This window comes from Micromonospora sp. NPDC049529, assembly GCF_055586685.1.
The window spans coordinates 102,563-115,054 of sequence record NZ_JBVJHT010000014.1 but is presented as its reverse complement, the minus strand read 5'-3'; the positions used below and the strand labels follow the sequence as shown (position 1 = coordinate 115,054).

Genomic DNA, 12,492 nt, shown 5'->3' with positions numbered 1-12,492 from the left:
CACATCGGAGCGTCGCGGAGGTGGAGGAGAGATGACACACCGACTGGGACGCCCAGCGGCGAGCCGGTCCAGACTCTGGCGGTCACGCGCCGGGCACGCCGGCAGCCGTCGGCGGATCGCCGCCCTGGTCTCGGCCGTCGTACTCGGCATCACGGCCCAACCGGCGATGGCCGTGGCGGCCGGTCCCGCCGCACCGGTCAGCCCGCAGGTGTTGACCGAACTGAGCACGAAGGGCAACACCAGCTTCGTCGTCTACCTGCGTGAACGCGCGCAGCTCGGCAACACGGCGAAGGTGAGGGACGCGGACGCCCGAGCCGGTCAGGTCTACCAGCAGCTCACCGGCACCGCCGCCCGTACGCAGCGCGGGCTGCTCGGTGAGCTGAACCGGCGCAAGGTCCGGCACCAGTCGTTCTGGATCGCCAACGCGGTCCAGGTCCGGGGTGACAGGGCGCTGGTCGACGCGATCGCGGCCCGGCCCGAGGTGGAGCGGATCGAACCGGATCGCACGTACCAGCTGGTCGAGCCGACGTCGACGAAGGCCGCCCCGCAGGATGTCAGCGGCATCGGCTGGGGTGTGGCCAACATCGGCGCTCCGAAGGTCTGGTCCGAGTACGCCGACCGGGGCGAGGGCCTGGTCATCGCCAACATCGACTCGGGGGTGCAGTTCGACCACCCGGCACTGGTCAACGCGTACCGGGGGAACCTCGGCAGCGGCACCTTCGACCACAACTACAACTGGTTCGACCCGGCGGGCGTCTGCCCGACCCAGGCCCCCTGCGACAACTCCGGCCACGGCAGCCACACGATGGGCACCATGGTCGGCGACGACGGCGCCGGCAACCAGATCGGTGTCGCGCCCGCGGCGAAGTGGATGGCCGCGAAGGGCTGCGAGACCAGCAGCTGCTCCAGCGAGTCGTTGATGGCCGCCGGCCAGTGGATCCTGGCCCCGACCGACCTCAACGGCGAGAACCCCCGCCCGGACCTGCGCCCCGACATCGTCAACAACTCGTGGGGCGGTGGCCAGAACGACCTCTGGTACCAGCAGACCATCGCCGCGTGGCGGGCCGCCGGCATCTTCCCCACCTTCTCCGCCGGCAACGACGGCGAGTACGGCTGCGGCACCGCGAACTCCCCCGGCGACAACCCGGAGGCGTACGCGGTCGGCGCGTACGACGTCGACAACAACATCGCCGAGTTCTCCAGCCGGGGATCGTCCCTCGTGGACGGTCAGCCGAAGCCGAACCTCGCCGCACCCGGCGTCGACATCCTCTCCAGCGTCCCCGGTAACGAGTACGGCCTCAGCAGCGGCACCTCGATGGCGGCCCCGCACCTGTCCGGCGCGGTGGCACTGATCTGGTCGGCGGCACCGCTGCTGCGCGGCGACATCGCCGGCACGGAGAAGCTGCTCGACGACACCGCGATCGACGTCGAGTCGCTCGGCTGCGGTGGCACGGTCGACGACAACAACAACTTCGGCGAGGGCCGGCTCGACGTCTACCGGGCGGTCAGCGCTGCCCCACGCGGGCCGGTCACCGTGGTCACCGGCACGGTCGCCGCGCTCGGCACCCGTGAGCCGATCGCCAACGCCACGGTTGCCCTGGGTAGCCGTACCGCCCGTACCGACCAGTTCGGTCACTACACCCTGCCGGTGGCCGGCGGCACGTACACGGCGACCGTCGAGGCGTACGGCTTCGCTGGCCAGACGGCGACGGTGGTCGCCACCGGGAGCCCGGTCACCCTGGACTTCGCGCTGGTCGCGCGGCCGATGGTGACCCTGTCCGGGAAGGTCACCGACGGTTCGGGTCAGGGTTGGCCGCTCTACGCCCGGATCGAGGTCGCCGGTCGTCCCGGCGGGCCGGTCTTCACCGACCCGACCAGTGGTCGTTACTCGATGACCGTGCCGGCCGGCGATACCTACCGGCTCACCACGAACGCCGTGCGCGCCACGGACGCCGAGAGCAGCACGAACGCCGGCTACCGGAGCGTGACCAGCGAGGTCACCGTCGCCAACCGGGCGAAGACGGCGGACATCGGGGTGCCGGCGGGGGTCGCCTGCGAACTCGACGGTTACACCGCCGGCACCGGTCGGACCCTGCTCTCGGAGAGCTTCACCGGCACCGGTACGCCGGCCGGCTGGTCGGTGGTCAACCGGGCCGACAGCGGCTGGGCGTTCGACAACCCCGGCAACCGGCAGAACCTGACCGGCGGCAGCGGCGGCTTCGCGATCGCCGACAGCGACCACTACGGCCTGGGCCAGGCGCAGGACACCGACCTGGTCAGCCCGGTCATCAACCTCAGCACCGTCGACGCGCCGGTGCTCCGCTTCGCCAGCGACCTGTACATCGGCGGCAACGGCGACGCGGCCAGCATCGACGTCTCGACCAACGGTGGCGTCGACTGGGTCGGGGTGGCGATGCAGCAGGTCTCCCGGCGCGGACCGGCCGCCGAGGAGGTGCCGCTGCCCACCCTCGCGAACCAGGCGAACGCGCAGATCCGGTTCCGCTACCGGGGCGGGTTCTCCTGGTGGTGGCAGATCGACGACGTCGAGGTCGTCGACCGGACCTGCACCCCGATTCCGGGCGGAGTGGTCGCCGGTTTCACCACCGACGCCAACACCGGCGCCGGGCTGACCGGGGTCACGGTCAGCAGCCCGGACCGGCCGGCCGAGCGGGCCGTTTCGGCGGCCACCCCGGAGGACCGCAACGCCCCGGACGGGTTCTACTCGTTCTTCTCCACGCTGGTCGACGGCAAGCACTCGTTCGTCGCGGGGCTGGCGCCGTACCAGAATCGGACGAAGTCCGCCAAGGTCTCCGACGGCGGCGCGCAGCGAATCGACTTCGACCTGAAGGTCGGGCGGCTCGCGCTGGCCACCACCGAGATCACCCCAACCCTGCCGTACGGCGACAGCCGCACCGCCGAGGTCACGGTCACCAACACCGGCAGCGCCCCGACCACGGTCGAGGTGCTGGAACGCGACGGTGGCTTCGCCACTCTCGCCACCGGCCGGGGTGCCCCGCTGGCCGAGGTCCACGTGCCGAAGGTCAGCGCCGGTCTGCTCGCCGGGGCACAGAAACCGGCCGGTCGTGCCGGGGTGGCGGCGCCGCTGGACGACTCGTGGAGCCGGATCGCGGACCTGCCGGCACCGGTGTACGACAACGCGGCGGCCCTGCTCGACGGCAAGGTCTACTCGGTCGGCGGCGGTACCTCCGACCGGGAGGAGAAGCGGGACGCGTACGTCTACGACCCGGCCACCGACGCCTGGCGGACCCTGCCGGACATGCCGCACAGCCGGTACAAGCCGGCTGCGGCGGCGGTCGGCGGCAAGCTGTACGTCTTCGGCGGCTGGACCCCGGACGGGGAGACCGAGGCGGCCGTGGACGTCTTCGACCCGGCCACCGGTGCCTGGACGACCCTGGCCGGGGTGACCAACCCGGCGGCCCGCGCGGCGGGCACCGCGTCCGTGGTCGAGGGCCGGATCTACCTGGTCGGCGGCTGTCTGAACTTCGTCTGTGACGCCAGCACCGACGTGGTGGTGTTCGATCCCGCCGCCAGCACGTTCCGGGTGCGGGCGGCGTACCCGCACGAGGTCGCGTGGCAGTCCTGCGGGGCGATCGGCGTCCGGGTCTACTGTGCCGGCGGCTTCAGCCACGAGGCGACGTACACCGACGGGTTCGCGTACGAGCCGGACGCCGACCGGTGGACCCCGATCGCTGGGATGCCGGTCGACCTCTGGGGCTCGCAGTACTCGGTCGCCGGTGGCCGGCTGGTGCTGGCCGGCGGGGTGGTCGACGAGGGTCAGACGCTCACCAACCGGACCATCGGTTACGACCCGGCGGCGAACGCCTGGTCGGACCTGCCGAACACGCTGCTCCCCCGGGTCCGGGGTGCCGGCGCGTGCGGCGGCTTCAAGATCGGTGGGGCGGAGTTCGCGCCGTTCGGGGGCGTGGAGTCGGAGCGGATGTCCGGCCTCGGGTCCTGTGTCGAGGGCACCGAGGTGTCCTGGCTGACCGCGTCGCCGAGCCGGTTCACCCTGGCCCCGGGCGCGTCGAAGGCGGTGACGTTGAGGATCGCCGCCAACGCCGGGCACGGGATCCCCGGACCGGGCAGCTACCCCGCCCAGGTGGCCCTGCGGGCGGACACCCCGTACGCGGTGCCGACGCTCGGCATCACGCTGACCGTGCAACCGAAGGGCAGCCGGGTCGACTGACCCGTTCCGCACCCGTCTGCCGGACGTGGCCGCCGTACTCCCACCGGGGTACGGCGGCCACCGTCGTTCTCTGATCGCCCGCTCAGCCGCTGACCTGCTCGCCCGCTCCGGCCGTTCAGCCGCTTCGGCCGAAGGCGAGGCGGTAACCGACGCCACGTACGGTCTGCACCTGCGGGCCGCCCTCGACCGCGCGCAGCTTGCGCCGCAGGCGTTTGACCGCGGAGTGCAGGATCGCCGTGTCGCCGAGGTACGCCCCGCCCCAGACCGAGCCGAAGAGCCGTTCGTAGGTCCAGACCCCGACCGGCGGGGTGGCCAGCCGGGCCAGCAACTCCCGTTCCAGCCGGGTCAGGGCCAGCGGCTCGCCGCGCCAGGTGACCAGGTGGCCACCGGGATCGACGCTGAGTTCTCCCAGGTTGACCGGGGCCAGTCCGACTCCCGGTTCGGCCCCCGTACCGGGAAAGAGCATCGCCCGCAGTTCCGACAGGTCCGCGCAGATCACCACCGTGCCGAAGTCGTCGAGCCGGCGGACCACCCGCTCACGTACCGCCACATCGGACGACACGCACACGACGAGCGGAACCTCATTGTTGGACACCCGCAACCTCCCCCTCTGCCGCGTGGGGACAGCCAATCCCCTTTGATCGATGGAGTCAACAACGACACCGGCCGATGCCATGATCTCCTTCCGCCCGCCCGCATCTCGACCAGTTACTGCCCGAATACTGGCCGACAACTTCCATTGATCACCACCGCTGTGCGCCACAGCATGACTCCTAGCCGACGTGGGGAATGCTCTACGTGTCCAAGGAGGCCCCCACGCGTGCTACGCGGCGCCGGACAACCCGACGCCGCGGCCGGCGCCCCGAACCGATCGGGACGCCGAAAGTGGGGAGGAACAGATGTCACACCGACCAGGGAGCCGATCAAGACTTTGGCGATCGTTCGCCATCGTCTCGGCTGTCGTCCTCGGTATCACGGCCCAACCGGCACTCGCCTTCGCGGCACCCGCAGCTACCGCGGCGGTCGACCCCCAGGTGCTCAGCGCGCTGAACACCCAGGGAAGCACCAACTTCACGATCTACCTGCGCGAGAAGGCGAACCTCAGCGCGGCGGCCACGATCGGCGACGCGGACGCGCGGGCCACCAAGGTCTACGAGACGCTCACCAGCACCGCCGACCGTACCCAGCGCGACCTGAAGGCCGCCCTGGACGACCGCAAGGCCAGCTACAAGGCGTTCTGGGTGGCCAACGCCCTCCAGGTCACCGGCGGTGACCTGGCGCTGGTCAACGCGATCGCCGCACGTCCCGAGGTCGAGCGGATCGCGCCGACCCGGACCTACGAGCTGATCAAGCCGGCTCCGGCCGAGCGGGTCGGCTCGGAAACCCAGGCCGTCGAGTGGAACATCACCAACGTCCAGGCCCCCAGGGTCTGGAACGAGCTCGGCGTACGCGGTGAGACCGTGGTGGTCGCCAACATCGACACCGGCGCCCAGTACGACCACCCGGCCCTGGTCGGGAAGTACCGGGGCAACCTCGGTGGCGGCAACTTCGACCACAACTACAACTTCTTCGACCCGGCCAACATCTGTGCCGGGGACACTCCCTGCGACAACAACGGCCACGGTACGCACACCATGGGCACCATGGTCGGCGACGACGGTGGCGCCAACCAGATCGGCGTCGCCCCCGGTGCGAAGTGGATCGCGGCCAAGGGCTGCGAGACCAACGGCTGCTCCGAGGCGTCGCTGCTCGCCACCGGCCAGTGGGTGGTCGCCCCGACCGACCTCAACGGCCAGAACCCCCGCCCCGACCTGCGCCCCGACGTGGTGAACAACTCCTGGGGCGGCGGCCGTGGCGACGAGTGGTACGAGCAGACCGTCGCCGCCTGGCGTGCGGCCGGCATCTTCCCCAGCTTCTCCGCCGGTAACAACGGCGCCGCCGGCTGCAACAGCACCGAGAACCCGGGCGACTACCCCAACGCGTACGGGGTGGGCTCCTACGACATCAACAACAACATCGCGGCCCTGTCCGGTCGGGGTACCTCCTCGATCGACGGCTCGATCAAGCCGAACATCGCGGCACCGGGCGCCAACGTCCGGTCCAGCGTTCCGGGCGGCGGCTACTCGTCGTTCAGCGGCACCTCGATGGCGGCACCGCACGTCTCCGGCACCGTCGCACTGGTCTGGTCGGCGGCACCGGCGCTGCGCAACGACATCGCCGCGACCGAGGCGCTGCTCGACGACACCGCCACCAACGTGGAGGCGCTCGCCTGTGGCGGCACCGTCGACGACAACAACGTCTTCGGCGAGGGCCGGCTCAACGCGTACGAGGCGGTTTTCAACGCCCCGCGTGGCGGCGCCGGTGAGGTCAACGGCACGGTGACCGAGGCGGACGGCGGCGAGCCGATCGTGGGCGCGACCGTCAGCGTCGGTTCCCGCACCGCCACCACCGGCACCGACGGCAAGTACGCCCTGCGGCTGCCGACCGGCGACGCCACGCTCACCGTGGCGGCGTTCGGCTTCCACACCCAGACCGCCACCGTCACCGTGCCCGACGGCTCCTCGGTGACGAAGGACTTCGCCCTGGTCGGGGCGCAGTCGGTAACGGTCTCCGGCAAGGTCACCGACGGCTCCGGCCACGGCTGGCCGCTCTACGCCAAGATCGAGGTGACCGGTCGGCCCGGTGGGCCGATCTTCACCGACCCGTTCACCGGCCGGTACTCGTTCACCGTGCCGGGCAACGCCACGTACTCCGTCACCACGACCGCCAAGGCCGCCGGCTACGCGCCGGTGACCAAGGAACTGGTGCTCGAAGGCGCGGCGAAGACCCTGGACGTCGCCGTACCGGTGGCCGCGGACTGCCTGGCGGCCGGTTACTCGGCCACCCTCGGCGCCCCGCTGCTCTCGGAGACCTTCGACGCCGAGGCGACCCCGGCCGGCTGGTCCACGGTCAACCGCACCGAGGACGGCGGCTGGGAGTTCGACGACCCGGGTAACCGGGGCAACCTGACCGGCGGGTCGGGCAACTTCGCCATCATCGACAGCGACATCCTGGGTACGGGCAACACCCAGGACGCCGACCTGGTCACCCCGACGCTCGACCTGAGCGGGGCGGCGGCGCCGGTGCTGAAGTTCAACAGCGACTGGCGGGCGGTCGGGATCTCCGACACGGCCGACATCGACGTCTCCACCAACGGCACCACCTGGACCAACATCTGGCACCAGACCGCCAGCCGGCGCGGCCCGCGCGTCGAGGAGGTCCCGCTGACCGGGCTCGGCGGGGCGGCCACCGCCCAGGTGCGGTTCCGGTTCAACGGCACCTTCGCCTGGTGGTGGGAGGTGGACAACGTCTCGATCGTCAACCGGGTCTGCACCCCGCTGCCCGGTGGCATCGTGGCCGGCTTCACCACCGACCAGAACACCGGTGCCGCGCTCAACGGAACGACCGTCACCAGCGTCGACGTACCGGCGGACAAGGGTGTCTCGGCGGCCACGCCGGACGACCCGAACATCGGCGACGGCCTCTACTCGTTCTTCTCCAGCGTGACCGGGACCCACTCGTTCACCGCGAGCAAGGCGCCGTACACCTCGGTCACCAAGGGCGTTCCGGTGGTGGCGAACGACGTCCGCCGCGCCGACTTCGCCCTGAAGGCGGGACGGCTGTCGGTCAGCCCGCCGCAGATCGAGTCGCACCAGCCGTACGGCAGCACCCGTACCGCCAAGGTGACCGTCACCAACACCGGCAACGCGCCGGCCGAGGTGGAGGTGCTGGAACGGGACGGCACGTTCGAGCTGCTCTCCCGTCAGGGTGCGGCCCTGAACGAGTACAACGTCAAGGGGCTCAGCCCGGCCCAGAACGGCGTCGCGTACGGCCCGGCCGGTAACTCGGCGGCGGCCGCTCCCGCGATCGACCCCGCCTGGACCCGGGTCGCCAACACCCCGTCGGCGGTCTTCGACAACGCCGCCGCCGTGATCGACGGGAAGATCTACTCCGTCGGTGGCGGTTCCGGTAGCGGCAACGAGCGCAAGACCTGGGTGCTGGACCCGGAGACCAACGCGTGGAGCACGCTGCCCGACATGCCGAGCGCCCGTTCCAAGGCGTCCGCGGCTGCCGTCAACGGCAAGCTCTACGTCCTCGGTGGCTGGAGTGCCGGCGGCACCCCGGTCGCCACGGTCGACGTGTTCGACCCGGCCGCGGGCTCCTGGAGTACCCTGGCCGGCGTCACCAACCCGGCGGCGCGTTCGGCCGCCGGTACGGCGGTGCTCGACGGCAAGATCTACCTCGTCGGCGGCTGCGCCGACGGCACCTGCACCAGTACGAAGAACACGGTGATCTTCGACCCGGCCAGCAACACCTTCAGCGCCGGTGCCGACTACCCGTTCGTCATCGGCTGGATGTCCTGCGGCGGTATCGGCACCAAGGTCTACTGCGGCGGTGGTACGGCCGGCTCGACGACCACCACCGACGCGTTCGAGTACGACCCGGCCGCCGACACCTGGACGGCGCTGCCGGACCTGCCGATCGACCTGTGGGGCTCGCAGTACGCCGCCGCCGGTGGCCTGCTGGTCATCGCCGGTGGGGTGACCGCGAACTCGGCCACCATCACCAACCGGACGGTGGCGTACGACCCGGCGACCGGTGCCTGGCAGAACCTGCCGAACGCGGCGTTCACCCGCTACCGGGGTGCCGGCGCGTGTGGTGCGTACAAGATCGGTGGTTCGCCGAGCTCGTTCGTCGGCTCGGTGGAGACCGAGTACCTCGGTGGTCTCGAACTCTGCGACGAGGCGGGCGGCGGTGACGTGTCGTGGCTGTCCACGGCCCCGTCCACCTTCACCCTGGCGCCGGGTGCTTCCAAGCAGGTGACGGTCACGCTGACCGCCACCGCCGACGCCGGTGTCCTCCAGCCGGGTAAGTACACCGCCGAGTTGGGCATCGGCTCGAACACCCCGTACCCGGTGGAGTCCGTGCCGGTGGAGATGAACGTGTCGCCGCCGAACGGCTGGGGCAAGGTCCAGGGCACCGTGGTCGGCGAGAGCTGCTCGGGTACGGACGTACCGGTGAAGGCGACGATCCGGGCGAACCTGAACGGCAACCCGGACACCGGTTACACCATCTCCTCCGACGCCGCCGGGGCCTACGGTCTCTGGCTGCCGAAGGGGAAGTACGACGTGATCGTCGCCAAGGACGGCTGGATTCCCGAGGTGCAGCGCATCACCATCTCGGCCGGCTTCGTCTCGACGATCAACTGGGGTCTGGCACCGGTGACCCCGTGCGACACCCGGGTGGGCGGGATCTGATCCCGACCCGTTGACCCGCTACTGATCCACGGTGGCCGCCGGACTCACCCGAGTCCGGCGGCCACCGCCAGTAGGGAAGGCCCTCAGAGGGTGTTCAGGTCGAAGGTGTTGGCGATCGCCTTCAGACCCGCGTCGTTGAGGTGCAGGTGGTCGCCGGAGTCGTACCGGGGCAGCAGTGCGTCCGGATCCGCCGGGTCGGCGACGGCACGGTCGAGGTCGGCGACGGCGTCGTACCACCCACCGGTGCGGATCCAGTGGTTGATCTCGTCCCGTACCGCCTCATGCTGTTCGGTGTGGTAGCCCGAACCCTTGAACGGGGTGATGGTGGCACCGATGACGGTGACACCACGGGCGTGCGCGGCGCGGATCAGCGCCTGGTACCCGCCGATCAGCGCTGCCGCCGTCGCCACCGGCGGTTGCGCGCAGCCGACATCCATCCCGCCGATGCCGATGTCGTTGACACCTTCGAGAACGATCGCGGTACGTACGCCGGGCTGATCGAGCACGTCCCGGGTGAATCGGCGAACACCCGCGTCCCCGGCGTAGCACGGATGGTCGGTGAGCAGCAGGTTCCCGCCGATGCCGGCGTTGAGCACGGCCAACGGCCGACCCGCGGCGGCGAGCCGTTCGGCCAACTCGTCGGGGTAGCGGTTGTCGGCGTCCTCGGTGGCCCCGTACCCGTCGGTGATCGAATCGCCGAAGGCCACCACCGCGCCGCCGGCCCGTCCGGGGCCACCGGTGACATCCACGCCGGCGAGGTAGTACCAGGACCGGGTGGTGTCACCGACGTACGCCTCACCGCCGTGGTCGAACCGGTGGTCACCGCTGGCCCGGTAGGTGGTGGTCAGCGCCTCCTCGTGGAACGTGGCAGGGCCGGTCGGCGTGGCGAGGTAGAGCGTGATCGTCACCCGGTCCAGCGGCGCGACGCGTAGCGTCACCGGGTCGGACACCGCGTCCCGGCCGACCTGGATCGTGGCGGATCGAGTCCGGTCGAACGTGAGCCGACGAATGCTCTCCGGTCGGACCGCCGCCCCGTCGCCGGCCCGTGCGACGGTCGCACCGGCGATCCGCAACGGTGTGCTTCCGTACCGGTTGGAGAGCCGGATCCGGATCCGTTCGCCGCCGGCGCTGATCCGGACCACCTGCCGGAGCGACTGGTCGGCGAAGCCCGCCAGCGACCAGTTCGGATTTTCCCAGCCGTCCCGGGGGTGCTGCTGCGACGCCACCCAGGAGCCGGTCCAGCGGTCCGGCCGCTGGCCCCCGGAGGCGGAGGCCGAGGCGGCCGGGATGGTCGCGCTGACCAGCGTGACCGCCGCGGTCACCGCGGCGGCGACGAGGGTACGAAGTCCTGCCGATATCACCAAAGTTCCTTCCGTGGCTCTCGGGTGGCCGTTCCTTACCGTCGGTCAGGCGGTGGTGGGTTCGGCGTCGACCCAGATGGGGCGCCATTCGTCCAGCTCGTGGTAGCGGCGCAGTTCGGCCATTCCGCTGAGCCAGCCGAGCCAGGCGCTGTACGGCGGGTGCTGGGTGTCGAACCCGCTCTGTACGAAGGTGAGTCGGGTCCCGCCGTCTGATTCGGCCAGTTCCCAGGTGGTGATGCCCGCCCCGGCCCAGTCGACGGACATGGTCCGGTCCGGCTCCAGATCAACGATCTTCGCGGCGTATCCGCTCTCCAGGTCGCCCATGGCGAACCGTCCGCCGACGTACGGCTCGATCGTGATCGGGTAACCGAACCAGGAGGTGATCTGCTCGGATTCGGTCAGCGACCGGTACACGGCGGCGGGTGTGACCGCGATGTGGAACTCTCCACGCAGCTCGGCGGAGGTGAAGTCGGCCTTCGTGGTGAGCTCCCGTCCGGCGAGGTAGTCGACCAGGTTCGCCAGCGACAGCGCCCAGAACGTCTGGAGTACGCCGCGCACGGTGTTGCTGCTCGTCGCCTCCGCAATCGAGAAGTGGGTCTGGGAGAGGTGGAGGATGGTCACCTCGTCGCTCTCCTCGACCAGCCGGATCTCCACGGTGGTGTCCTCGCCGTCGAGCAGCCAGGAGAACCGCAGGGTGCGCTCGTCGAGGTGCAGCAGGCGCTGGTGCGGCGCGTCACCCTCCGGCGTGTGTCGGCCCCAGAACTCGTATCGGTTCGGTGGTTCGACCTCGGCGTACTCGGCGAGCCAGGTGCGCAGCGCGTCGGCGTCGGTCAGGGCACTGTGGACGTGCTTGAGCGGCGCGGGCACCCGGACCTGCACTTGCAGTGACTCACTCAATGGTCTTCTCCCTTGGGATAGCAGGCGACGGCGAGTTTGAAGGCATCGCCTTCGGCGCCGCCGTAACGGGTGAACAGGTCCTGCAACACGGTTTGCAGGTCGGTCAGGAATTCCTGGCGACGCTCGACCGGCACCCGGATCTCGCCGGACACCCCGATGGACGGCAGTTCCGGCGCGCTCCGATCCAACGCGGCGATGTCGGCCTGGACCTCTTCCATCAGGTCGAGCAGGTAGCCCAGGCTGAGTTCGTCGCGGGTCGCGCGCAGGCCGATCCGGCCGACCAGGCCGGGCGAGAGCCAGTAGGAGCGGGCGCTGGCCTGGTAGATGCCCTCGTGGATACCGCGCACCTGGCGTTGCGCCACCTGGGTCACCAGGCCGGCGTCCACCAGCCGTTTGACGTGGTAGTAGACCCGTTGTGGGGTCTGTCCGAGCCGGCCGCCGACCTCGGTGCAGGTGCGGGGTTCGGCGAGTTGCCGCAGCACCTCGATGCGCTGCGGCTTGAACAGGGCTTCGGCCTGTTCGATCTGTTCCAGGTACAGGACGTCTCTCATGACAAAATCATTTTTTACGTAAAAGAAGAGCTTGTCAATGGGGTACGGAAAAGCGGGGCGGGGGGGGGGGGGGGGGGGGGGGGGGGGGGGGGGGGGGGGGGGGGGGGGGGGGGGGGGGGGGGGGGGGGGGGAGGGGGGTGTATGCCTGCCAGGGTGGGGGTCGGGGGGGGTATGGCCGT

Annotated in this window: 6 protein-coding genes; 2 read left to right on the top strand and 4 right to left on the bottom strand. The window is 70.6% G+C overall.

The window, feature by feature from the left end; all coding sequences use genetic code 11:
- Positions 1-31 precede the first annotated feature (31 nt).
- A complete protein-coding gene (locus ACZ6QQ_RS24665; protein WP_465879414.1) occupies positions 32-4,207 on the top strand; it encodes a S8 family serine peptidase in 4,176 nt (1,391 codons plus the stop codon).
- 115 nt (positions 4,208-4,322) lie between these two features.
- Here the strand turns inward: ACZ6QQ_RS24665 and ACZ6QQ_RS24660 are convergent, their stop codons facing one another.
- Positions 4,323-4,757 (bottom strand): winged helix-turn-helix domain-containing protein, encoded by a 435-nt coding sequence (locus ACZ6QQ_RS24660; protein WP_465879566.1) that lies wholly within the window; start codon positions 4,755-4,757, stop codon positions 4,323-4,325.
- Between the two features lie 349 nt (positions 4,758-5,106).
- On the opposite strand from ACZ6QQ_RS24660, the gene ACZ6QQ_RS24655 reads away from it, so the two are divergent.
- Positions 5,107-9,504: a S8 family serine peptidase gene (locus ACZ6QQ_RS24655; protein ID WP_465879413.1), complete on the top strand. Its 4,398-nt coding sequence runs from the start codon at positions 5,107-5,109 to the stop codon at positions 9,502-9,504.
- A gap of 83 nt (positions 9,505-9,587) precedes the next feature.
- Here the strand turns inward: ACZ6QQ_RS24655 and ACZ6QQ_RS24650 are convergent, their stop codons facing one another.
- The 3 genes from ACZ6QQ_RS24650 to ACZ6QQ_RS24640 are packed head-to-tail and all read right to left on the bottom strand — an operon-like array spanning position 9,588 to position 12,313.
- Positions 9,588-10,865 carry an SGNH/GDSL hydrolase family protein gene (locus tag ACZ6QQ_RS24650; RefSeq protein ID WP_465879412.1) on the bottom strand — a complete coding sequence of 426 codons (1,278 nt, stop codon included), beginning with the start codon at positions 10,863-10,865 and terminating at the stop codon, positions 9,588-9,590.
- Positions 10,866-10,910: 45 nt separating this feature from the next.
- Positions 10,911-11,762, bottom strand: coding sequence for an SRPBCC domain-containing protein (locus ACZ6QQ_RS24645; RefSeq protein ID WP_465879411.1), 852 nt, complete (start codon positions 11,760-11,762; stop codon positions 10,911-10,913).
- Positions 11,759-12,313 carry a helix-turn-helix domain-containing protein gene (locus ACZ6QQ_RS24640; RefSeq protein WP_465879410.1) on the bottom strand — a complete coding sequence of 185 codons (555 nt, stop codon included), beginning with the start codon at positions 12,311-12,313 and terminating at the stop codon, positions 11,759-11,761. Before ACZ6QQ_RS24640 ends, ACZ6QQ_RS24645 begins: the two co-directional genes overlap by 4 nt.
- Positions 12,314-12,492 lie beyond the last annotated feature (179 nt).